This window comes from Leclercia sp. 1548, from assembly GCF_050435045.1.
In the GTDB taxonomy this organism is placed as follows: Bacteria; Pseudomonadota; Gammaproteobacteria; order Enterobacterales; family Enterobacteriaceae; genus Enterobacter; species Enterobacter adecarboxylatus.
The window spans coordinates 116,959-138,537 of sequence record NZ_JBNDJP010000008.1 but is presented as its reverse complement, the minus strand read 5'-3'; the positions used below and the strand labels follow the sequence as shown (position 1 = coordinate 138,537).

Here is a 21,579-nt window from a genome sequence, read left to right as displayed (position 1 = left end):
CTGCGAACGCATGTAACGCAGGCAAATGGCTGAGCAAAAGCGCCAAAGGGATAGCTTTAAACGGCCTAAATGCTTAGAATTTGCCCGCCGAAACTGAAAAAACGGATAATCGCTTGGAATTGTTGTATACCGCTCTGCTCTATATTATTCAGCCACTGGTGTGGCTACGACTGCTGCTGCGTAGCCGTAAAGCGCCTGCCTACCGTAAACGCTGGGCTGAACGCTATGGTTTCTGCCGCAACAAAGTTGCGCCGGACGGTATCCTGCTCCACTCCGTGTCCGTGGGTGAAACGCTGGCGGCCATTCCGCTGGTTCGTGCCCTGCGCCACCGTTATCCTTCGTTGCCGATCACCGTCACTACCATGACGCCAACCGGCTCCGAACGCGCCATGTCGGCCTTTGGCAAAGATGTGCATCACGTCTATCTGCCTTACGATCTACCCTGCGCCATGAACCGTTTCCTCAATACCGTGCGCCCTAAGCTGGTGATTGTGATGGAAACCGAACTGTGGCCGAACATGATTTCTGCCCTGCACAGCCGTAAAATTCCGCTGGTGGTGGCCAACGCCCGCCTGTCGGAGCGCTCTGCGAAGGGATACGGCAAGCTGGGCAAATTTATGCGTCGCCTGCTGAGTAAAATCACCCTGATCGCCGCCCAGAATGAAGAAGACGGCGCGCGCTTCCTGTCGCTTGGCCTGAAGCGCAATCAGTTGGCGGTCACCGGCAGCCTGAAGTTTGATATTTCGGTTACCCCGGAACTGGCTGCCCGCGCCATTACCCTGCGCCGCCAGTGGGCGCCGCGCCGTAAAGTGTGGATCGCTACCAGCACCCACGACGGCGAAGAAGAGATTATCCTCCAGGCGCATCGCCAGCTTCTGGAAAGCTTCCCGGACCTGTTGTTAATTCTGGTGCCACGTCATCCTGAGCGTTTTAAAGATGCCCGTGACATGGTGCAGAAAGGCGGGTTCAGCTTCACTATGCGCAGCAGCGGTGAAATCCCGTCCTCCGGCACCCAGGTCGTGATTGGCGATACCATGGGCGAGCTGATGTTGCTGTACGGCATTGCCGATCTGGCCTTTGTCGGCGGCAGCCTCGTGGAGCGCGGCGGGCATAACCCGCTGGAGCCAGCAGCGCACGCCATTCCAGTGCTGATGGGGCCACACACTTTCAACTTCAAAGACATCTGCGCCAAACTGCAGCAGGCTGACGGGCTGATTACGGTCACCGATGCACATTCGATCGTGAAGGAAGTTTCCACCCTTCTGACCGACGAAGATTATCGCCTGTGGTATGGCCGCCATGCTGTCGAAGTGCTGCATCAGAATCAGGGGGCATTGACCCGCCTGCTGCAACTTCTGCAACCTTACCTGCCCCTGCGGAGCCATTAATGTCTGCGCGCCTGTCGGTCGTCATGATCGCCAAAAACGCCGCTGACCTGCTGCCAGATTGCCTCGCCTCCGTGGCGTGGGCCGATGAGATCGTTCTGCTTGATTCCGGCAGCACCGACGCCACGGTGGAGGTCGCCCGCGCGGCCGGTGTTCAGGTCTATATCAATACCGACTGGCAGGGCTACGGCATCCAGCGCCAGCGCGCGCAGCAGTTCGCCACTGGCGACTATGTCCTGATGATCGACACCGACGAGCGTGTTACCCCGGAACTGCAACAGGCCATCCAGCAGGTGCTGGCTGCACCGCAGCCCGATGCCGTCTACAGCATCGCCCGGCGAAACTACTTCCTGGGTCGCTTTATGCGGCACAGTGGCTGGTATCCCGATCGCGTGATGCGCCTGTACTCGCGCACGCGCTATCAGTACAACGATAACCTGGTGCACGAATCGCTGGCCTGCGACGGCGCACGCGTGGTTGCCCTCGACGGCGATCTGTTGCATCTCACCTGCCGTGATTTCGCCAGCTTCCAGCGTAAACAGCTGAATTACGCCACGGCATGGGCGCAGGAGCGTCATCAGCGCGGTAAGACAACCTCGCTGGCGGGTATTTTCAGCCACACCGCAGGGGCGTTCCTGAAGACGCTGGTGCTGCGCGGTGGCGTGCTGGACGGTAAACAGGGCTGGTTACTGGCGGTGGTTAACGCCCAGTATACTTTTAATAAATACACCGAGCTGTGGGCACTGAACCGCGGCTACTCAGAGAAAGCGTGAGCCATGAGCACAAAAGCGATTTATCCGGGTACCTTCGATCCCATCACTAACGGTCACATCGATATCGTCACACGTGCGGCAAGCATGTTTGATACGGTGATTCTGGCGATTGCCGCCAGCCCCAGCAAAAAGCCGCTGTTCGACCTTGATGAGCGGGTGGCTCTGGCGAAAGCCGCGACTGCGCACCTGTCAAATGTGGATGTGGTGGGCTTTAGCGATCTGATGGCGAACTTTGCCCGCGCTCAGCAGGCGAATATCCTGATTCGCGGGCTGCGTGCGGTGGCTGATTTTGAATATGAGATGCAGCTCGCCCACATGAATCGCCATCTGATGCCCGAGCTGGAGAGCGTCTTCCTGATGCCATCCAAAGAGTGGTCGTTTATCTCCTCTTCGCTGGTGAAAGAGGTCGCGCGCCACGCGGGTGATGTCACCCATTTCCTGCCTGCCGTTGTGCATCAGGCGTTAATGGACAAACTGAAGTAGTTCCTGCCTTTTTGCCGGGCGACGCTGCGCTTGCCCGGCCTGCATCGCATTATTTCTGACACTGACGGCAGTAGAAGGTGGCGCGCTGCGCGTGCTTCGTTGCCACAATCGGCGCACCGCAGACCCGGCATGGCTCATCTTTACGGCCATAAACCTGCAGCTCCTGGGCAAAGTAGCCCGGCTTACCGTCGCTTTGCAGGAAATCCTTCAGGGTGGTTCCGCCCTGCTCAATCGAACGCAGCAGCACCGCTTTGATCACCCTGACCAACAGCTCACACTCCTGAGCAGAAAGCGATGAGGCTAAGCGATCGGGATGGATCCCGGCGGCAAAGAGCGATTCACTGGCATATATATTACCGACGCCGACCACCAGCTTGTTATCCATCAGCCAGGGTTTAATCGGGGATTTTTTCTTCGCGCACTTCGCTTTCAGGTATTCCGCGTCAAAGGCGTCCGAGAGCGGCTCCGGCCCCAGGTGCGCCAGCACGTTATGCCCTTCCAGCTCTTTAGTCCACAGCCAGGCGCCAAAGCGGCGGGGATCGGTGTAGCGCAGCACTTTGCCATTGCTCATCACCAGGTCAACGTGGTCGTGCTTTTCTGCGGGCAGCTCTTCGCTAAGGATGCGTAAGCTCCCGGACATCCCCAGATGGATGATGATCCAGCCATCCGGCAGTTCCAGCAGCAGGTACTTCGCGCGGCGCTGTACGCTGAGAACAGGTTTGTCACTCAGCGTGTGGATCTCATCAGAAACTGGCCAGCGCAGGCGGCCGTTACGGACAACAGCGTGAAGAATGGTCGCACCGACCAGGTGAGGCTCAATGCCACGGCGGCTGGTCTCTACCTCAGGTAATTCAGGCATGGTTCCTCCGTTGAGATGCAGAATGCAAAAAACCCCGCAGTTGCGGGGTTTTTCAGTACAAGGAGCCTAAAATTATTTAATTTTAGCTTCTTTGTACATTACGTGCTGGCGTACAACTGGATCGAACTTTTTCAGTTCCAGTTTTTCCGGCTTAGTACGTTTGTTCTTCGTGGTGGTGTAGAAGTGACCTGTACCAGCAGAAGAAACCAGCTTGATTTTCTCGCGAATACCTTTAGCCATGATTTATTTCCTCTTTAAGTACTTAGTACTTTTCGCCACGGGCACGCAGTTCGGACAGAACTGTATCGATGCCTTTCTTATCAATAACACGCATACCTTTAGCAGATACACGCAGGGTGACAAAACGCTTCTCGCTCTCAACCCAGAAACGGTGAGAGTGCAGGTTCGGCAGGAAACGGCGTTTAGTCGCGTTCAGTGCGTGGGAACGGTTGTTACCGGTCACCGGACGCTTGCCAGTAACTTGGCAGACTCGGGACATGTCTATTCTCCAAAAATCAAATTAGCTCGAGCTTCGTATGGGGTATCGGCGCCTCGTCAGGCTTTACAGCCCAGTCATCGCAGTTCTAAGTGAACCATCGATTGCCAGGCCCAATTGCCAAACCCGAGATTCTCAAAGGTGGCGTAGTATACGCTGACTCGAGGATGTGCTCAAGTCCCGAACAGACAAAGATCCCGATGGATCGCGAGAAATGGCTTAAATCCATCCACGTTCTGCAAACGAAACGTACTCTCCACGGCCTATCACCAGATGATCAAGAACACGAATGTCCATGAATTGACAGCATTTCATAATGCGTGCGGTCACGTCTCTGTCGGCTTTACTCGGTTCGGCGCGTCCTGAGGGATGATTATGCGCGAGGATCACGCCAGCGGCATTCACTTTTATCGCTTCGCGCACAATTTCACGTGGATGCACCTCCACATGGCTCAGGGTACCCGAAAATAGCCGGGAGTGTTTCAGCACGCGGTTTTGATTATCGAGGAAAATCACCATAAAAATCTCCCTCTCCTCTTCCGCCAGCTGGCTGCGCACAAACTCCCGGGTCATCTCCGGGTTTTTAAGCGGGTTTTCTTGCCGTATCCCCGAGCAATAGTACCGGCGGGCAAGCTCCGCAATACCTCTGAGCTGAGCGAATTTCGCAATGCCGATCCCGTCCACGCCCCTGAACGCCGTCAGTTCGGCAGTCAGCAAGCCGTGCAGGGAGCCGAAATGCTGCAACAGATCTTTAGAAAGCGTGAAAACATTTTTACTTCGCGTACCGGTTCGCAGGAACAGCGCCAGCAGCTCTTCGTCCGTCAGCGTTGTCGCGCCATCAGCGAGCATTTTTTCCCGCGGCAACTGCGGGAATGGTGTATCCATACTCAGCCCTCCTCCATCGTCAGGCTATGCTGCCATAGACCGTTCCCCCTCACGATGGCGGATTGCTTGTCTTGCGTAACGCCTCGCAAAGTGGCGGATGGACAACATCACGATGCTTTTCGGATTGTGATAAAATGCCCGTCTCTCAGGTGAACCCAACAGGAAAGAATCATGATGAGCCTGGCCGGTAAAAAAATCGTTCTCGGTGTCAGCGGCGGCATTGCGGCCTATAAAACGCCGGAACTGGTGCGCCGTTTGCGTGAGCGTGGCGCAGACGTGCGGGTGGCAATAACCGAAGGGGGCAAAGCGTTTATTACGCCACTGAGCCTGCAAGCCGTTTCGGGCTACCCTGTGTCGGACAGCCTGCTTGATCCGGCGGCCGAAGCCGCGATGGGCCATATCGAACTGGGTAAGTGGGCCGATTTAGTCATCCTCGCGCCGGCCACCGCCGATCTCATCGCCCGTGTCGCAGCCGGCATGGCCAACGACCTGGTGTCCACCATCTGCCTGGCTACTCCGGCCCCGGTCGCCGTGGTACCCGCCATGAACCAGCAGATGTACCGCAACGCGGCAACGCAGCATAACCTTGCCACGCTGGCTTCCCGTGGCCTGCTGATCTGGGGGCCAGACAGCGGCAGCCAGGCCTGTGGCGATATCGGCCCGGGCCGTATGCTGGATCCGCTGGCGATTGTGGATCTGGCTGCCAGCCATTTTTCCCCTGTCAACGATCTGCAACATCTCAGCATCATGATTACCGCGGGTCCGACGCGTGAGCCGTTGGATCCGGTGCGCTATATCACTAACCAAAGCTCCGGCAAGATGGGCTTTGCGATTGCCGCCGCCGCCGCGCAGCGCGGAGCCAGGGTGACGCTGGTCAGCGGCCCGGTGTCGTTGCCAACCCCACCGCGGGTGCAGCGCATTGACGTGACAACCGCGCTGGAGATGGAAGCGGCTGTCCAGGCACAGGCACAACAGCAGCAAATTTTTATTGGCTGTGCCGCCGTGGCGGACTACCGCGCAGCGGCCATAGCAGATGAGAAAATTAAAAAGCAAGGCGATGAAATCACAATAAAAATGGTGAAAAACCCGGATATCGTTGCCGGTGTCGCCGCGCTAAAAGATCGCCGGCCTTACGTTGTTGGGTTTGCTGCTGAAACAAATAATGTGGAAGAATATGCCCGGCAAAAACGTACCCGCAAAAACCTCGATTTGATTTGCGCGAATGACGTATCGCTGGCCACCCAAGGGTTTAACAGCGACAGCAATGCACTGCACCTATTCTGGCAGGAGGGAGATAAAGTCTTACCGCTTGAGCGCAAGGAACTCCTGGGCCAACTATTACTGGACGAGATCGTTACCCGTTATGATGAAAAAAATCGACGTTAAGATTCTGGACCCGCGCGTTGGTCAGGAATTTCCCCTGCCGACCTATGCTACATCCGGTTCTGCCGGTCTTGATCTGCGCGCCTGCCTCGACGCCGCTGTAGAACTGGCGCCGGGTGCTACCATCCTGCTGCCGACTGGTCTTGCAATTCACATTGCCGATGCCTCTCTGGCTGCGGTGATCCTGCCGCGCTCTGGCCTGGGCCATAAGCATGGTATCGTGCTGGGCAACCTGGTGGGGCTTATCGATTCCGACTACCAGGGTCAGCTGATGGTCTCCGTCTGGAACCGTGGCCAGGACAGCTTCACCATCCAACCCGGCGAGCGTGTCGCCCAGATGGTATTCGTCCCGGTGGTACAGGCTGAATTTAATCTGGTAGAAGACTTCGACGCCACCGATCGCGGCGAAGGCGGCTTCGGCCATTCCGGGCGTAAATAAACCCGGCTAAACGCATCTCACAATCTAATAACGTATTAACAAACCGCAAACACCTGTTTGCGGTCGTTGTGTGGATGTCAGCCTGACAAGTGCTTATTTTCAGGGGTATTTTGCAACATGGCAGAAAAACAAACAGCGAAAAGGAACCGTCGCGAAGAAATACTTCAATCTCTGGCTCTGATGCTTGAATCCAGCGATGGCAGTCAACGCATCACCACCGCAAAACTGGCCGCCTCTGTGGGCGTGTCGGAAGCGGCGCTGTACCGTCATTTCCCCAGTAAAACGCGGATGTTCGACAGCCTGATCGAGTTTATCGAAGATAGCCTGATCACGCGTATCAACCTGATTCTGAAGGATGAAAAAGACACCACCGCACGGCTGCGTCTGATTGTTCAGCTGATCCTCGGTTTCGGTGAACGCAATCCGGGTTTAACCCGTATCCTGACCGGCCATGCACTGATGTTTGAGCAGGACAGGCTACAGGGGCGGATTAACCAGCTTTTCGAACGTATCGAAGCGCAGCTGCGCCAGGTATTACGCGAAAAGAAGATGCGTGAAGGCGAGGGTTACAGCATGGATGAATCGCTGCTTGCGGGGCAGGTGCTGGCCTTCTGTGAAGGGATGCTCTCCCGCTTTGTGCGCAGTGAATTCAAATATCGCCCAACGGACGATTTTGACGCCCGCTGGCCGTTAGTGGCTGCGCAGTTGCAGTAGCGGAAACAGTATTCCAGGCCCGGTAAGCACAGCGCCACCGGGCACTTTATTTACACGCCAAACTCTTCGCGATACGCCCGCACCGCCGCCAGGCTCTCTGCCATCTCCGGCTTCTCTTCCAGATACGCGATCAGGTCTTTCAGGGTGATGATCGATGTCACTTTACAACTGTAGTCACGTTCCACTTCCTGAATAGCAGAAATTTCCCCCCGGCCGCGCTCCTGGCGGTCCAGAGAGATCAGCACGCCCGCCAGCGTCGCGTTATTCGCCTGGATAATCTCCATTGATTCACGAATGGCGGTGCCCGCGGTGATCACATCATCCACCAGCATGACGCGGCCCTGCAGGGCGCTGCCGACCAGACTACCGCCTTCGCCGTGGGTCTTAGCCTCTTTACGGTTAAAGCAGTACGGTACGTCGCGATCGTGATGCTCCGCCAGCGCCACGGCGGTGGTCGTGGCAATCGGGATGCCTTTATAGGCCGGGCCAAACAGCAGATCGAATTCAATCCCGGAATCCACCAGCGCTTCGGCATAGAAGCGGCCTAACAGAGCCAGATCGCGCCCGGTATTAAACAGCCCGGCGTTAAAGAAATAGGGGCTTTTGCGCCCGGATTTCAGCGTAAATTCGCCAAACTTAAGTACCTGCTTGCTAAGCGCAAACTCAATAAACTGGCGCTGATACGGTTTCATGGATTCGCTCCTTACTTTTCTACGGACAAAAAAAAGGCGACTCATCAGTCGCCTTTAAAATCAATTTTCTAACGCCGCCTTCTGCGTCGTTACGATAGATTCGATTCCCTCTCGGGCTAACGCCAACAGGGCGAGAAGCTCTTCATGGGTAAACGGCTCACCTTCTGCCGTGCCCTGCACTTCGATGATGCGACCATCTTCGGTCATCACCACGTTCATGTCGGTCTCTGCTGCAGAATCTTCAACGTACTCCAGATCGCACAGCGCTTCGCCATTGACGATACCCACAGATACCGCAGCAACCATGCCTTTAAGTGGATTCGCTTTCAGCTTGCCAGCCGCAACCAGTTTGTTGAGGGCATCGGCCAGCGCCACGCAGGCACCGGTGATAGAGGCAGTGCGCGTGCCGCCGTCTGCCTGGATCACGTCGCAGTCCAGGGTGATGGTAAACTCGCCCAGCGTTTTCAGATCAACCGCCGCGCGCAGCGCACGGGCGATCAGACGCTGAATCTCCATAGTACGGCCACCCTGTTTACCTTTCGCCGCTTCGCGGGCGTTACGGGTGTGGGTGGAGCGTGGCAGCATGCCATACTCGGCAGTGATCCAGCCCTGACCCTGGCCTTTCAGGAAGCGTGGCACACCTTCTTCGATGGAGGCGGTGCACAGCACTTTGGTGTCACCGAATTCAACAAGCACAGAGCCTTCAGCGTGTTTTGTATAGTTACGGGTCAGGGTGACGGGGCGCACCTGGTTGGCGCTACGACCTGATGGACGCATGATGATATCTCCGGCTTGAAACGAATGTGGCTGCGCATTATACGGATTAAACGCGCTTATTCCTATCCTGAGAAAGCCCCGAAAGCTATAATCCCCCCATCTCTCCTTTGAAAACGGAAATGTCTATGATCCGCAGTATGACCGCCTACGCCCGCCGTGAAATCAAGGGTAGCTGGGGCAGCGCTACCTGGGAAATGCGCTCGGTAAACCAACGCTATCTTGAAACCTATTTCCGTATGCCGGAGCAGTTCCGCAGCCTTGAGCCAGTGGTTCGCGAGCGTATTCGCGCTCGTCTGACGCGCGGAAAGATTGAATGCAACCTGCGTTTTGAGCCTGATGCGAGTGCGCAAGGGGAGCTGATCCTTAACGAAAAACTGGCTAAACAGCTGGTGAACGCCGCTAACTGGGTCAAAATGCAGAGCGACGAAGGCGAAATCAACCCGGTTGATATTCTGCGCTGGCCTGGCGTGATGGCGGCTGGCGAACAGGATCTGGACGCAATTACCGCTGAGATCCTGGCTGCGCTGGACGGTACGCTGGACGATTTCATCGTGGCCCGTGAAACCGAAGGCCAGGCACTGAAAGCGCTGATCGAGCAGCGCCTGGAAGGCGTGAGCGGCGAAGTGGTGAAGGTCCGTTCCCATATGCCAGAAATCCTGCAGTGGCAGCGCGAGCGTCTGGTCGCCAAACTGGAAGATGCCGAAGTGCAGCTGGAGAATAACCGTCTCGAGCAGGAACTGGTGCTGATGGCCCAGCGTATCGACGTTTCCGAAGAGTTGGACCGTCTGGAAGCGCATGTCAAAGAGACCTACAACATTCTGAAGAAGAAAGAGGCCGTAGGCCGCCGTCTCGATTTTATGATGCAGGAGTTCAACCGCGAATCGAACACCCTGGCGTCGAAATCGATCAACGCTGAAGTGACTAATTCTGCGATTGAACTAAAAGTGCTGATTGAACAAATGCGCGAACAGATTCAGAACATCGAATAATCAGAATGGGTAACTCAGCGTGAGTTACCCATTAGTTTTTCTCATGCCATAAAAGATCGTTAAAGAATAATTCTTTTCTCTTTACTGAGAAAAATGGTGTGTATGGATTAGTTAAACTAAGCTAAAAATCTTCGCCTTAGAAAATCTCAATCGTGCTCCGCCCTACAAAAGGCTACTCTGCTGAACGTTTTTGGGGGGCGACAATGCTTTTACACATTCTTTATCTGGTCGGTATTACGGCCGAAGCGATGACCGGGGCGCTGGCTGCCGGGCGTCGTCGTATGGACACTTTTGGTGTCATCATTATTGCCACCGCAACGGCACTCGGCGGAGGGTCTGTTCGCGATATCTTGCTTGGGCACTATCCTCTCGGCTGGGTCAAACATCCAGAGTATGTTGTGATTGTTGCTGTTTCTGCTGTGCTCACAACCATTTTCGCCCCTGTGATGCCTTATCTTCGACGTCTGTTTCTGGTTCTGGACGCAATAGGCTTGATTGTGTTCTCTATTATTGGTGCTCAGATTGCGCTGGATATGGGGGAAGGCCCGATCATTGCGACTATTGCTGCCGTGGTAACCGGAGTATTTGGCGGCGTGTTGCGCGACATGTTCTGTAAGCGTATTCCGTTGGTTTTCCAGAAAGAGCTTTACGCCGGCATCTCGTTCGCTGCAGCCTTGCTATACATCGCATTGCAGCATTATGTATCGAACAATGATGTCATCGTTATTACGACACTACTTTTTGGTTTTACCCTGCGTATGATGGCGCTGCGCTTGAAACTTGGGCTACCCGTTTTTCATTACACACATGATTCGCACTGAGTTTTTAACAAAAGGATAAGAGGAAAATGGACAGAAAAAAGCACTTTTGTGCGCTTATAATATATTGGAAAGCGCATACAATACCTCTCTGTCATTATCTTCAAAATTTGCATTAAGAACTGATGTCATTTGCTAAAGCCTCTGTCCTCATCATAGATAAAAAGATCTGCAGGCATTTTTTAATCCTGCTGCTGTGCTCTGTATTGATTCAATTATGGCCGGTGTATTTCACACAACCTGCACGTTTTATGGTGCGCATTGCGATTTGTAATAGCCTTTTGTTGCTTGCTACCGCAGCTATCTATCGCTACCTCCCCGGTAAAATTATTGCCTTCGCTCTGACTGTTCTGTTAACGCTCAATTTTGCGTTTGCGTTCAGTACGTGGAATGTTTACCAGAGCGAATTCAACACCGTTTTTGCCATGAGTATCCTGGCAACCCATATTGCTGAAGCTAAAAGCATGTCGGGGCTCTATATCAATAGCCTTCCCATTGTCATGGCCTATTTTGTTATTACCTGGTACGCCATTAAGTCTCTTAGCGAAAACCTGTCGGATCGGGCAAAAACCATCAGTATGGTGTTACTGGTGGGCTATATGGGCTGGTACTCTGCCGCAAGCTGGCTTAAAAAGCGCAAAGACCTGGAAGTCTACTATCCGCTCAGTTCAAGGATCCTGACTTATACGCCGTTTTACATCGGTTCTGAATTTATTATTGCTCACCGGGACAACGCGTTAGCTGAGAAAATCAGTAAGCAAAATGTGCATTATCCTGCCCTGCAATACCAACGCACCGGTATCGAAAACTACGTGGTTATCGTCGGGGAATCTGCACGACGCAGCAATATGCAGCTTTATGGTTTCAACCAGAACACTACACCTGTTGAGTCATCTTTTAAAAAGAACGCTCTGATCTTCAGGAATGCTATTGCCCCGGCATCGGCCACGGTACTGGCGGTCCCTATGATCCTCAGCCAGGCCGACCCGGATAATTTCACTGTCGACAAACTTGCCGACAACGTTGTCAGCATTGCAGGAAAAGCAGGCTATTACACGGAATGGATCAGTGCGCAAGGGAACTCAGGAAAGAGTAATAATTATATTGCTGCCATTGCTTCAACCAGCCAAAATTTGCACTGGATTAATACCCAATATGATACGGAGCTTTTACCCGCCCTCGAAGAGGCACTAAACAAACCCGGTAAAAAATTCATTGTCCTGCACATTAACGGTAGTCATGAAATGGCATGTGACCGCTACCCTGCATCAGCAGGTGTTCTGGATACCGGAAATAAGTACGAAGATTGCTATAACAATGCGATTCGTTATACAGATTACTTTATCGGCGAAGTGGCTAAACGCTTGCAAAACACCGCCTCTTCAATTCTTTATTTTTCCGATCACGGGCTGGAAAAAAATCCGCAACTGGAATCTATTTATATGCATGGTTCCCGTAATCCAAGTAAAGAGGCTTACGAAGTCCCGCAGTTCATCTGGTACAGCCAGCCCGCACTTTTCAGCCAAAAACGGCGGTTAGGGTGGGTTAATGGCTTCTGGCCCACCGCAAATAACTATTGGCTTATGCTCAACTGGCTCGGCATCTCTACAGGGGTTAAAAACTGCCTTTCGGTGCTCGAAACCTGCTATCAAGAGCCTACGTCACTTCCGGTTATGGACGGCGGACGCCATATCTTCGATTACAACCAGCTACGCAATACGTTTAGCTCACAAGATTTAAATACGCCCTGGCGGAAAGCAAAACCTGGCTCACTTTAAAATCCCTGGATACCCTGTTCTCCGAGCCATGCAGCCAGGGTCGCGATGGTGGGATCATGAATAAACGCGATCAACTTTTGCGCATTTTCCTTGCCGACGCCAGGAAGCTGTTGCCAGCTTTCTGCATCTTTTTCGCGTAACTGCTGCCACGAATGCACGTTAAGCGCTTTTGCTGCGGCTCGCGGTAAAGGAACGCCCAGTGCAGCAATCCACCGTCTAAAGGGCTGCTTGCGAGCGAACTCAAAACGATGCCATAACATTAAGCCTCGCGTGGCATTCATTCCTGGCGTGTTTTGGAGCTGCTCTTTGGTCCACGCCAGCCACGAAAAGATGTTCTCAAAATGATGTGCTTGATGTAATAGCCTCCAGCCCGACTCACCCACGCCTTTAATATCGAGCACATCTTTCGAACTCAACCAGGCCAGGCGGGCCATAAATTGCTCGTGGCATTCCGGCGAGGCATAAAAACAGGTCAGCGGCGTGAAGCGCGACGCTGGCGGAACCGGTTTTTGCCGGTTGCTCCCTCGCCAGACGACACTATCCAACCGCGGGATCCCCTGCCCGGCCAGGCTGACCTGAACCTGATCGCCCGGTGCAATATCCAGCGCCTGCCAGCGCCCTACTGACCCCAGGTTGACGCGCTGCACCCGTTTATCATCAAGCTGCACGGGTTCAAGGGTGGCGACTACTGCGATCCTGCCGGTGCGCCCCACGGCAAAGGTGATAGATCGGACCTCAGCGATCCGTGCAACCGGAGCATATTTCCACGCAATTACCCAGCTGCCGTCACCGGGTAGCCAGCGGTTGCCTGCCGGCTCCTGTGCCGAGCGGATAACAACGCCATCGGTGACAAAGGGCAGCGGCGACGTCAGCCAGCGATGGCGCAGTTTTTCAACCTCCGCCACTGAACTGACCTTGTGCGTCCAGGATTCGGTCAGGTCAAAGCCCGCCCGGGTTAACGCCTGCAGACGCTCATCCATCGTGGCGGGACCGTCAGGCCAGGCCCAGATAAAGATGCCAATATGATCCAGGAGGGCGCTGTCATCCTGCCGCATCATCGCTCCGGCAACTTTTGCCCGCGCATTCATCCCGCCCATCTGATGCTGAACATGATTATCACGACGTAAGAACAGCTCACCCTGCAATACGCTGTTGGCGAGCGGCCCCGTCACCCGGGCGGGGATCGCGGCGATGCGCTTCACTTTCGCCGTCCAGTCTTCGCCTTTCAGCCCATCTCCCCGGCTGGTGGCCTGCACCAGCTGCCCCTGCCGGTAGACCAGCGTCACCGCCACGCCATCTACCTTTGGCTGGATCCACAGGTCTTGATGTGAACGCATCCACTGCCGGAGCGCCGCTTTATTCGCGACCTTCGATACACCGGTATGGCTGACCGGGTGCCTGATCGAACCGCCCGCAGACATTTGCGCCTCTGTCGCCTGTTCATCACCAAAGCAGTGCCGCCACTGCTTCAGCCGCGCGGCCAGCTGGTCATAGACGTCGTCGTTCACGTCGCTGACCCCCTGCTGCCAATAAGCCTTATCCCAGCGGGCTATTTGCTCACTAAGCCGGGCGATCTCCTGCTCTGCCTGCGCGGGTGACCAGGCCGGGCATATCGCCAGCCCGTAACTGCTCCACAACAACATCACTACGCCTAATCCTCGCCACATCGTCGTCCCTCCCTGTTTTATGGAGGGTATAACGCGGTATGAAATTGCAGGCGACAGGGAAAAACAGACTTTACGAGCCAGCATCAGGACTTTGATTCTGTTGCAGCAAACGGCGCAAAAAAGCGGAAAAGGGCGAGCAAAAATCAACGAAGAAGCGGAAAAAGTGTGACAAAGGCTACGTCACGAAGCGGCGACGTGTATAATAAGCCCGTATGTAGGACTTTCTTCGTTAACACATACATAAGACTCTCATGGCTCAAGGCACGCTTTATATTGTTTCTGCCCCTAGTGGCGCGGGTAAATCCAGCCTGATTCAGGCGCTGTTAAAAACCCAACCGTTGTACGATACCCAGGTATCGGTTTCTCACACCACGCGCGCGCCGCGTCCGGGTGAAGTACACGGTGAACATTATTTCTTTGTCGATCACGATGAATTCAGAGCGATGATTGGCAGAGAGGCGTTTCTTGAACACGCCGAAGTCTTCGGTAATTACTACGGCACCTCACGTGAGACCATTGAGCAGGTACTGTCGACCGGTGTGAACGTGTTCCTTGATATCGACTGGCAGGGCGCGCAGCAAATTCGCGCGAAGATGCCGCAGGCGCGCAGCATCTTTATTTTACCGCCGTCGAAAGATGAGCTGGATCGCCGTCTCCGTGGCCGCGGCCAGGACAGCGAAGAAGTTATCGCAAAACGTATGGCCCAGGCAGTTGCGGAAATGAGCCATTACGCCGAATATGATTATCTTATTGTGAATGATGATTTCGATACCGCCCTGGGCGATCTCAAAACTATCCTTCGCGCCGAACGTCTGCGCATGAGCCGCCAGAAGCAGCGACATGACGCATTAATCAGCAAACTGTTGGCAGACTGAACCCACATTCAGTATCATGCCCAGTCATTTCTTCATCTGTGGAGCATTTTAAGTATGGCACGCGTAACTGTTCAGGACGCTGTAGAGAAAATTGGTAACCGTTTTGACCTGGTGCTGGTCGCCGCGCGTCGCGCTCGTCAGATGCAGTCAGGCGGTAAAGATCCGCTGGTACCAGAAGAAAACGATAAAACTACTGTTATCGCATTGCGTGAAATCGAAGAAGGTCTGATCAACAACCAGATCCTTGATGTTCGTGAACGCCAGGAGCAGCAAGAGCAGGAAGCCGCAGAACTGCAGGCCGTTACCGCCATTGCTGAAGGTCGTCGTTAATTAAACCTGCGGGTCGCCCTTGTATCTGTTTGAAAGCCTGAATCAACTGATTCAAACCTACCTGCCGGTAGACCAGATTAAGCGTCTCCAGCAGGCGTATCTCGTTGCACGTGACGCTCACGAGGGCCAGACACGTTCAAGCGGTGAACCTTATATCACGCACCCGGTAGCGGTGGCCTGTATTCTGGCCGAGATGAAACTCGACTACGAAACGCTTATGGCCGCCCTGCTGCATGACGTGATCGAAGATACCCCTGCCACCTACCAGGACATGGAACAGCTGTTTGGCAAAAGCGTTGCCGAGCTGGTGGAAGGGGTCTCTAAGCTTGATAAGCTGAATTTCCGCGACAAGAAAGAGGCGCAAGCCGAAAACTTCCGCAAAATGATCATGGCGATGGTGCAGGATATCCGCGTCATTCTGATCAAACTCGCTGACCGTACCCACAATATGCGCACTCTGGGTTCATTACGCCCGGACAAACGTCGTCGCATTGCCCGTGAAACCCTCGAAATCTATAGCCCGCTGGCGCACCGTTTAGGTATTCATCACATTAAAACCGAGCTGGAAGAGCTGGGTTTTGAAGCTTTATACCCGAACCGCTTCCGCGTGATTAAAGAGGTGGTGAAAGCCGCACGTGGTAACCGTAAAGAGATGATTCAGAAAATCCTCTCTGAAATCGAAGGGCGTTTGCAGGAAGCAGGTATTCCCTGCCGCGTCAGCGGTCGCGAAAAGCATTTGTACTCTATCTATCAGAAAATGGTGCTTAAAGAGCAGCGTTTTCACTCGATCATGGACATCTACGCGTTCCGCGTGATCGTCCACGACGCCGATACCTGCTATCGCGTACTCGGTCAGATGCACAGCCTGTACAAGCCGCGTCCAGGTCGCATGAAAGACTATATCGCCATTCCAAAGGCCAACGGATATCAGTCTCTGCACACATCAATGATTGGCCCGCACGGCGTGCCGGTTGAGGTGCAGATCCGTACCGAAGACATGGATCAAATGGCAGAGATGGGTGTTGCCGCGCACTGGGCTTACAAAGAACAGGGCGAAACCAGCACCACCGCACAAATCCGCGCTCAGCGCTGGATGCAGAGCCTGCTGGAACTGCAACAGAGCGCCGGTAGCTCGTTTGAATTTATCGAGAGCGTTAAATCCGATCTCTTCCCGGATGAGATTTACGTTTTCACGCCAGAAGGGCGCATTGTCGAACTGCCTGCTGGCGCAACTCCGGTCGACTTCGCTTATGCCGTGCACACCGATATCGGTCATGCCTGCGTAGGTGCGCGCGTCGATCGCCAGCCGTACCCGCTGTCACAGCCGTTGACCAGCGGCCAGACGGTAGAAATCATTACCGCACCGGGCGCCCGTCCGAACGCGGCATGGCTCAACTTTGTCGTTAGCTCGAAAGCCCGCGCGAAGATCCGCCAGCTGCTGAAGAACCTCAAACGCGACGACTCTGTAAGCCTGGGCCGTCGTCTGCTCAACCACGCGTTGGGTGGCAGCCGCAAGCTGGCAGAGATCCCGAAAGAGAACGTGCAGCGTGAAATCGAGCGTATGAAGCTCGCCACGCTTGATGATCTGCTGGCGGAAATCGGTCTGGGTAACGCCATGAGCGTGGTGGTGGCGAAGAACCTGCAGCAGGGCGAAACCTCTGTGCCGCAGCCGTCATCAACCAGCCACGGCCATCTGCCGATCAAAGGCGCCGACGGTGTGTTGATTACCTTTGCCAAGTGCTGCCGACCGATCCCGGGCGACCCGATTATTGCCCACGTCAGCCCTGGTAAAGGCCTGGTTATCCATCACGAATCCTGTCGTAACATCCGTGGCTACCAGAAAGAGCCTGAGAAGTTTATGGCGGTAGAGTGGGATAAAGAGACCGAGCAGGAGTTTATCACCGAAATTAAGGTGGATATGTTCAACCACCAGGGTGCACTGGCCAACCTGACGGCGGCAATCAATACCGCCTCTTCCAACATTCATAGCCTGAATACGGAAGAGAAAGATGGCCGTGTGTACAGCGCCTTTATTCGTCTGACCGCGCGTGACCGTGTGCATCTGGCGAATATCATGCGCAAAATCCGCGTGATGGCCGACGTAATTAAAGTCACCCGTAACCGAAACTAGGTTTATGAACTCAACACGTTATGCCCGGATCTGCGAAATGCTTGCCAGGCGTCAGCCCGATCTGACGGTCTGCATGGAGCAGGTCCATAAACCTCATAACGTTGCTGCTATCGTCCGTACCGCAGACGCCGTCGGTGTGCATGAAGTGCACGCCGTCTGGAAAGGTACGCGGATGCGTCCCATGGCCTCGGCTGCTGCAGGTAGCAACAGCTGGGTGCAGGTCAAAGCCCACGACAATATTGCCGACGCCATTTCACATCTGAAAGGGCGCGGCATGCAGATTCTGGCGACCCACCTCTCTGACAAAGCCGTCGATTTCCGCGAAATTGATTACACCCGCCCGACCTGCATTCTGATGGGTCAGGAGAAAACGGGGATCACCCAGGAAGCGCTAGATCTGGCGGATCAGGACATCATCATTCCGATGATTGGCATGGTGCAGTCGCTGAACGTCTCCGTGGCTTCCGCGCTCATTCTGTATGAAGCCCAGCGCCAGCGACAAAATGCCGGGATGTACAAACGCGAGAACAGCATGCTGCCGGAAGAAGAGCAGCAGCGCCTGTTGTTTGAAGGTGGTTATCCGGTGCTGGCCAACGTGGCGAAGCAGAAAAAATTACCCTACCCCCACGTGAATATGCAGGGCGAGATTGAAGCCGATGCAACGTGGTGGGCCACCATGCAAGCGACGAAGTAATCATGCAAGGCCGTCTGCTTGATGCTGTGCCGCTCAATTCCCTGACGGGCGTTGGCGCGGCCCAGAGCAGCAAACTGGCAAAAATTGGCCTGCATACCGTGCAGGATCTCCTCCTGCACCTCCCCCTGCGTTACGAAGACCGCACCCAGCTCTATCAGATTGGCGAGCTGCTGCCCGGCATTTACGCCACCGTTGAAGGCGAAGTGCTGAACAGCAACATCACCTTTGGCGGCCGCCGGATGATGACCTGCCAGATTAGCGACGGCTCCGGCATCCTGACGATGCGCTTCTTTAACTTCAGCGCGGCGATGAAAAATAGCCTGGCCGCCGGGCGTAGGGTGCTGGCCTATGGCGAAGCCAAACGCGGGAAATACGGCGCGGAGATGATCCACCCGGAGTACCGTGTGCAGGGCGATCTCAGCACCCCGGAGATGCAGGAGACCCTGACCCCGGTCTATCCGACTACCGAAGGCATCAAGCAGGCAACGCTGCGCAAGCTGACCGATCAAGCGCTGGAGCTGCTCGACACCTGCGCCATTGCCGAACTGCTGCCACCCGAGCTGGCGCAGGGCATGATGAGCCTGCCGGAAGCGTTGCGCACCCTGCATCGCCCGCCGCCGACGCTGCAACTCAGCGATTTAGAGAGCGGACAGCACCCGGCCCAGCGTCGTCTGATTCTGGAAGAGCTACTGGCGCATAACCTGAGCATGTTGGCGTTACGCGCCGGTGCCCAGCGTTTTCACGCCCTGCCGCTCCCGGCCCGTAACGAATTAAAAGATAAACTTCTGGCCTCGCTGCCCTTTAAACCCACCGGGGCACAGGCTCGCGTAACCGCGGAGATCGAGCACGATTTAGCGCTGGATGTGCCGATGATGCGTCTGGTGCAGGGCGATGTCGGCTCCGGTAAAACGCTGGTGGCTGCCCTGGCCGCCCTGCGCGCCATTGCGCACGGCAGACAAGTGGCGTTAATGGCCCCGACCGAACTGCTGGCCGAGCAGCACGCGAACAACTTCCGCAACTGGTTTGCTCCGCTGGGGGTTGAAGTGGGCTGGCTGGCCGGGAAGCAAAAAGGCAAGGCGCGACAGGCGCAGCAGGACGCCATTGCCAGTGGTCAGGTGCAGATGATCGTCGGCACACACGCCATCTTCCAGGAGCAGGTGCAGTTTCACGGCCTGGCGCTGGTGATCATTGATGAGCAGCACCGTTTTGGTGTGCATCAGCGTCTGGCCCTGTGGGAGAAAGGACTCCAGCAGGGATACCATCCGCACCAGCTGATCATGACCGCGACGCCGATCCCCCGCACCCTGGCGATGACCGCCTATGCCGATCTCGACACTTCCACCATCGACGAACTGCCGCCGGGACGTACGCCGGTGACTACCGTCGCTATCCCCGATACGCGCCGCAGCGACATCATCGATCGAGTGCGTAACGCCTGCCAGGAAGGCCGTCAGGCTTACTGGGTCTGCACCCTGATTGAAGAGTCGGATCTGCTGGAAGCGCAGGCGGCAGAAGCCACCTGGGAAGAGTTAAAGCTGGCTCTGCCCGAACTGAACGTCGGGCTGGTGCATGGCCGCATGAAGCCTGCCGAAAAGCAGGCGGTGATGCAGGCCTTCAAACAAGGCGAGCTGCATCTGCTGATCGCCACTACGGTGATTGAAGTGGGGGTGGATGTACCTAACGCCAGCCTGATGATCATCGAAAACCCGGAACGTCTGGGTCTGGCGCAGCTTCACCAGCTGCGTGGCCGCGTCGGACGTGGCGCAGTGGCCTCACACTGCGTACTGCTGTACAAAGCCCCGCTGTCGAAAACCGCCCAAAAGCGCCTGCAGGTACTGCGTGACAGCAACGACGGCTTTGTGATTGCGCAACAGGATCTGGAGATCCGTGGCCCCGGCGAACTGCTCGGTACCCGCCAGACCGGTAATGCCGAGTTTAAAGTGGCCGACTTGTTGCGTGATCAGGGCATGATCCCCGAAGTTCAGCGTCTGGCGCGCCATATCCATGAACGCTACCCCGACCAGGCGGCAGCGTTAATCGAGCGCTGGATGCCAGAGACCGAACGTTACTCCAACGCCTGATCAGCCAAACATCGGCAACATCAGGTACATCTTAATCACGATCGCGTTGACGATATCAATAAAGAACGCCCCCACCATCGGCACCACCAGAAACGCCATATGTGAAGGACCGAAGCGCTCGGTAATAGCCTGCATGTTGGCGATGGCCGTTGGCGTTGCCCCCAGACCAAATCCACAATGCCCCGCTGCCAGCACCGCCGCGTCGTAGTTTTTGCCCATCAACCGCCAGGTAACGAACATCGCATACAGGGCCATAAACAGGGCTTGAACCGCCAGAATAGCCAGCATCGGCAGCGCCAGCGAGGCCAGCTCCCACAGCCTGAGGCTCATCAGCGCCATCGCCAGGAACAGTGACAGGCAGACGTTGCCCAACACCGATACCGCCCGCTCAAAGACGCGATAAAAGCCCATCAGCGCCAGGCTGTTGCTGAGGATCACCCCCACAAACAGCACGCAGACAAAGGTCGGCAGCTCCAGCGCGGAACCCGCCAGCAGTTGCGCAATCACTTTACCCACCGTCAGGCAGATGGCGATCAGCGCAATGGTTTCGATCAGTACCAGGGAGGTGATCATGCGGCCAACGTCCGGCTTTTCAAACGCCGTTGGCACCGCTTCATCTTCCGGTCGACCGTTCGGGGTAGTGGAGTGCTTCACCAGATAGCGCGCCACCGGCCCGCCGATGAGACCACCCAGCACCAGGCCGAAAGTGGCGCAGGCCATCGCCACTTCGGTCGCATTCTGGAACCCATAGCGCTCGATAAACAGTTTGCTCCACGCCGCCCCAGTGCCGTGTCCGCCGGACAGGGTAATGGAGCCGGCCAGCAGGCCCATCAGCGGATCCAGCCCCAGCAGGGAGGCCATGCCGATACCGATGGCATTCTGCATCACCAGCAGCCCGACCACCACAATCAAAAACACGCCCAGCATTTTGCCACCAGCCCGCAGGCTGGCGAGGTTGGCGTTCAGGCCGATGGTGGCGAAGAAAGCCAGCATCAGCGGGTCTTTCAGCGACATATCAAAGTCGATTTCCCAGCCCATGCTTTTTTTCAGCACCAGCAGCGCAACGGCGGCTAACAGCCCGCCCGCGACGGGTTCCGGGATGGTGTATTTTCTGAGAAGGGGGACACTGTGAACCAGCTTACGGCCAAGCAGTAAAACCAGCGTTGCCGCAACGAGGGTCGACAACGTATCAAGATGAATCATAGTAGGCTCCTTATATGGCACGTACTCCATCAACATGCGCGTTTTCCTGAACCGATTGCGCGACTTAAGCACAATCGGGAGCAGGAGTGTAATGAACTTTGCCGTGGCGTGACAGAAAAGCCGCATT

General features: G+C 55.5%; 22 protein-coding genes. 14 read left to right on the top strand and 8 right to left on the bottom strand.

The annotated features are described in order from the left end of the window. Nucleotides 1–113: 113 nt before the first annotated feature. The 3 genes from waaA to coaD are packed head-to-tail and all read left to right on the top strand — an operon-like array spanning nucleotide 114 to nucleotide 2,641. Nucleotides 114–1,388, top strand: coding sequence for a lipid IV(A) 3-deoxy-D-manno-octulosonic acid transferase (gene waaA, locus ABIE02_RS19640; RefSeq protein WP_032615836.1), 1,275 nt, complete (start codon nucleotides 114–116; stop codon nucleotides 1,386–1,388). After that, the gene (locus ABIE02_RS19635; protein ID WP_144883669.1) at nucleotides 1,388–2,158 is read left to right on the top strand and encodes a glycosyltransferase family 2 protein; all 771 of its coding nucleotides are present in this window, start codon (nucleotides 1,388–1,390) and stop codon (nucleotides 2,156–2,158) included. The genes waaA and ABIE02_RS19635 overlap by 1 nt, the downstream gene beginning before the upstream one ends. A 3-nt stretch (nucleotides 2,159–2,161) precedes the next feature. After that, entirely contained in the window at nucleotides 2,162–2,641 is a 480-nt protein-coding gene (gene coaD, locus ABIE02_RS19630) for a pantetheine-phosphate adenylyltransferase (protein ID WP_130588017.1), read from the top strand. A 49-nt stretch (nucleotides 2,642–2,690) separates the two neighbouring features. Here the strand turns inward: coaD and mutM are convergent, their stop codons facing one another. From mutM to radC, 4 genes are all read right to left on the bottom strand, one after another. Then, nucleotides 2,691–3,500 carry a bifunctional DNA-formamidopyrimidine glycosylase/DNA-(apurinic or apyrimidinic site) lyase gene (gene mutM, locus ABIE02_RS19625; protein ID WP_032615712.1) on the bottom strand — a complete coding sequence of 270 codons (810 nt, stop codon included), beginning with the start codon at nucleotides 3,498–3,500 and terminating at the stop codon, nucleotides 2,691–2,693. Nucleotides 3,501–3,572: 72 nt separating this feature from the next. Further along, nucleotides 3,573–3,740 (bottom strand): 50S ribosomal protein L33, encoded by a 168-nt coding sequence (gene rpmG / locus ABIE02_RS19620; protein WP_013094893.1) that lies wholly within the window; start codon nucleotides 3,738–3,740, stop codon nucleotides 3,573–3,575. A gap of 22 nt (nucleotides 3,741–3,762) precedes the next feature. Then, complete coding sequence (gene rpmB / locus ABIE02_RS19615) at nucleotides 3,763–3,999, bottom strand: 50S ribosomal protein L28 (protein ID WP_002436699.1); 237 nt, start codon at nucleotides 3,997–3,999, stop codon at nucleotides 3,763–3,765. Between the two features lie 216 nt (nucleotides 4,000–4,215). Beyond that, nucleotides 4,216–4,881 (bottom strand): RadC family protein, encoded by a 666-nt coding sequence (radC, locus tag ABIE02_RS19610; RefSeq protein WP_032615711.1) that lies wholly within the window; start codon nucleotides 4,879–4,881, stop codon nucleotides 4,216–4,218. A gap of 174 nt (nucleotides 4,882–5,055) precedes the next feature. Between radC and coaBC the strand changes: the two genes are divergently transcribed. The 3 genes from coaBC to slmA all read left to right on the top strand — a co-directional run bounded on the left by coaBC (nucleotide 5,056) and on the right by slmA (nucleotide 7,417). Further along, nucleotides 5,056–6,267: a bifunctional phosphopantothenoylcysteine decarboxylase/phosphopantothenate--cysteine ligase CoaBC gene (coaBC, locus tag ABIE02_RS19605; protein ID WP_098946311.1), complete on the top strand. Its 1,212-nt coding sequence runs from the start codon at nucleotides 5,056–5,058 to the stop codon at nucleotides 6,265–6,267. After that, nucleotides 6,245–6,703, top strand: a complete 459-nt coding sequence (dut, locus tag ABIE02_RS19600; RefSeq protein WP_230431100.1) for a dUTP diphosphatase — start codon at nucleotides 6,245–6,247, stop codon at nucleotides 6,701–6,703. Before coaBC ends, dut begins: the two co-directional genes overlap by 23 nt. Before the next feature lie 117 nt (nucleotides 6,704–6,820). Continuing rightward, nucleotides 6,821–7,417, top strand: a complete 597-nt coding sequence (slmA, locus tag ABIE02_RS19595) for a nucleoid occlusion factor SlmA (protein WP_032615703.1) — start codon at nucleotides 6,821–6,823, stop codon at nucleotides 7,415–7,417. Nucleotides 7,418–7,467: 50 nt separating this feature from the next. On the opposite strand, the gene pyrE is transcribed toward slmA, so the two are convergent. Both pyrE and rph read right to left on the bottom strand, forming a co-directional pair. Then, nucleotides 7,468–8,109 carry an orotate phosphoribosyltransferase gene (gene pyrE / locus ABIE02_RS19590; protein ID WP_077226465.1) on the bottom strand — a complete coding sequence of 214 codons (642 nt, stop codon included), beginning with the start codon at nucleotides 8,107–8,109 and terminating at the stop codon, nucleotides 7,468–7,470. Nucleotides 8,110–8,169: 60 nt separating this feature from the next. Further along, entirely contained in the window at nucleotides 8,170–8,886 is a 717-nt protein-coding gene (gene rph / locus ABIE02_RS19585) for a ribonuclease PH (protein WP_032615700.1), read from the bottom strand. 125 nt (nucleotides 8,887–9,011) lie between these two features. On the opposite strand from rph, the gene ABIE02_RS19580 reads away from it, so the two are divergent. From ABIE02_RS19580 to ABIE02_RS19570, 3 genes are all read left to right on the top strand, one after another. Beyond that, a complete protein-coding gene (locus tag ABIE02_RS19580; protein WP_032615698.1) occupies nucleotides 9,012–9,875 on the top strand; it encodes a YicC/YloC family endoribonuclease in 864 nt (287 codons plus the stop codon). 203 nt (nucleotides 9,876–10,078) lie between these two features. After that, complete coding sequence (locus ABIE02_RS19575; RefSeq protein WP_032615696.1) at nucleotides 10,079–10,696, top strand: trimeric intracellular cation channel family protein; 618 nt, start codon at nucleotides 10,079–10,081, stop codon at nucleotides 10,694–10,696. 122 nt (nucleotides 10,697–10,818) lie between these two features. Next, nucleotides 10,819–12,471 (top strand): phosphoethanolamine transferase, encoded by a 1,653-nt coding sequence (locus ABIE02_RS19570; RefSeq protein WP_059309011.1) that lies wholly within the window; start codon nucleotides 10,819–10,821, stop codon nucleotides 12,469–12,471. Here ABIE02_RS19570 and ligB read toward each other — a convergent pair. Next, entirely contained in the window at nucleotides 12,468–14,138 is a 1,671-nt protein-coding gene (gene ligB, locus ABIE02_RS19565; RefSeq protein ID WP_059309012.1) for an NAD-dependent DNA ligase LigB, read from the bottom strand. The two genes, ABIE02_RS19570 and ligB, sit on opposite strands and share 4 nt — an antisense overlap. Nucleotides 14,139–14,389: 251 nt before the next feature. Here ligB and gmk point away from each other — a divergent pair, with 251 nt between their 5' ends. The 5 genes from gmk to recG are packed head-to-tail and all read left to right on the top strand — an operon-like array spanning nucleotide 14,390 to nucleotide 20,249. Beyond that, nucleotides 14,390–15,013, top strand: a complete 624-nt coding sequence (gene gmk, locus ABIE02_RS19560; protein ID WP_032615690.1) for a guanylate kinase — start codon at nucleotides 14,390–14,392, stop codon at nucleotides 15,011–15,013. 54 nt (nucleotides 15,014–15,067) lie between these two features. After that, entirely contained in the window at nucleotides 15,068–15,343 is a 276-nt protein-coding gene (gene rpoZ / locus ABIE02_RS19555; RefSeq protein ID WP_032615688.1) for a DNA-directed RNA polymerase subunit omega, read from the top strand. 19 nt (nucleotides 15,344–15,362) lie between these two features. Next, nucleotides 15,363–17,474: a bifunctional GTP diphosphokinase/guanosine-3',5'-bis pyrophosphate 3'-pyrophosphohydrolase gene (spoT, locus tag ABIE02_RS19550; protein ID WP_032615686.1), complete on the top strand. Its 2,112-nt coding sequence runs from the start codon at nucleotides 15,363–15,365 to the stop codon at nucleotides 17,472–17,474. Between the two features lie 4 nt (nucleotides 17,475–17,478). Further along, the gene (trmH, locus tag ABIE02_RS19545; protein ID WP_032615683.1) at nucleotides 17,479–18,168 is read left to right on the top strand and encodes a tRNA (guanosine(18)-2'-O)-methyltransferase TrmH; all 690 of its coding nucleotides are present in this window, start codon (nucleotides 17,479–17,481) and stop codon (nucleotides 18,166–18,168) included. A gap of 2 nt (nucleotides 18,169–18,170) precedes the next feature. Further along, nucleotides 18,171–20,249, top strand: a complete 2,079-nt coding sequence (gene recG / locus ABIE02_RS19540; protein ID WP_163603901.1) for an ATP-dependent DNA helicase RecG — start codon at nucleotides 18,171–18,173, stop codon at nucleotides 20,247–20,249. Here recG and gltS read toward each other — a convergent pair whose 3' ends face one another. Next, nucleotides 20,250–21,452 (bottom strand): sodium/glutamate symporter, encoded by a 1,203-nt coding sequence (gene gltS, locus ABIE02_RS19535; RefSeq protein ID WP_032615679.1) that lies wholly within the window; start codon nucleotides 21,450–21,452, stop codon nucleotides 20,250–20,252. Nucleotides 21,453–21,579: the final 127 nt, after the last annotated feature.

Bases quoted from the DNA above. Each gene is read 5' to 3' on its own strand.
- recG (WP_163603901.1), top strand. From the start codon at position 18,171: ATGCAAGGCCGTCTGCTTGATGCTGTGCCGCTCAATTCCCTGACGGGC.
- ABIE02_RS19575 (WP_032615696.1), top strand. From the start codon at position 10,079: ATGCTTTTACACATTCTTTATCTGGTCGGTATTACGGCCGAAGCGATG.
- gmk (WP_032615690.1), top strand. From the start codon at position 14,390: ATGGCTCAAGGCACGCTTTATATTGTTTCTGCCCCTAGTGGCGCGGGT.
- rpoZ (WP_032615688.1), top strand. From the start codon at position 15,068: ATGGCACGCGTAACTGTTCAGGACGCTGTAGAGAAAATTGGTAACCGT.
- coaD (WP_130588017.1), top strand. From the start codon at position 2,162: ATGAGCACAAAAGCGATTTATCCGGGTACCTTCGATCCCATCACTAAC.
- ABIE02_RS19635 (WP_144883669.1), top strand. From the start codon at position 1,388: ATGTCTGCGCGCCTGTCGGTCGTCATGATCGCCAAAAACGCCGCTGAC.
- trmH (WP_032615683.1), top strand. From the start codon at position 17,479: ATGAACTCAACACGTTATGCCCGGATCTGCGAAATGCTTGCCAGGCGT.
- mutM (WP_032615712.1), bottom strand. From the start codon at position 3,500: ATGCCTGAATTACCTGAGGTAGAGACCAGCCGCCGTGGCATTGAGCCT.
- ABIE02_RS19570 (WP_059309011.1), top strand. From the start codon at position 10,819: ATGTCATTTGCTAAAGCCTCTGTCCTCATCATAGATAAAAAGATCTGC.
- pyrE (WP_077226465.1), bottom strand. From the start codon at position 8,109: ATGAAACCGTATCAGCGCCAGTTTATTGAGTTTGCGCTTAGCAAGCAG.
- rpmG (WP_013094893.1), bottom strand. From the start codon at position 3,740: ATGGCTAAAGGTATTCGCGAGAAAATCAAGCTGGTTTCTTCTGCTGGT.
- radC (WP_032615711.1), bottom strand. From the start codon at position 4,881: ATGGATACACCATTCCCGCAGTTGCCGCGGGAAAAAATGCTCGCTGAT.
- gltS (WP_032615679.1), bottom strand. From the start codon at position 21,452: ATGATTCATCTTGATACGTTGTCGACCCTCGTTGCGGCAACGCTGGTT.
- slmA (WP_032615703.1), top strand. From the start codon at position 6,821: ATGGCAGAAAAACAAACAGCGAAAAGGAACCGTCGCGAAGAAATACTT.
- ligB (WP_059309012.1), bottom strand. From the start codon at position 14,138: ATGTGGCGAGGATTAGGCGTAGTGATGTTGTTGTGGAGCAGTTACGGG.
- dut (WP_230431100.1), top strand. From the start codon at position 6,245: ATGATGAAAAAAATCGACGTTAAGATTCTGGACCCGCGCGTTGGTCAG.
- coaBC (WP_098946311.1), top strand. From the start codon at position 5,056: ATGAGCCTGGCCGGTAAAAAAATCGTTCTCGGTGTCAGCGGCGGCATT.
- rph (WP_032615700.1), bottom strand. From the start codon at position 8,886: ATGCGTCCATCAGGTCGTAGCGCCAACCAGGTGCGCCCCGTCACCCTG.
- rpmB (WP_002436699.1), bottom strand. From the start codon at position 3,999: ATGTCCCGAGTCTGCCAAGTTACTGGCAAGCGTCCGGTGACCGGTAAC.
- ABIE02_RS19580 (WP_032615698.1), top strand. From the start codon at position 9,012: ATGATCCGCAGTATGACCGCCTACGCCCGCCGTGAAATCAAGGGTAGC.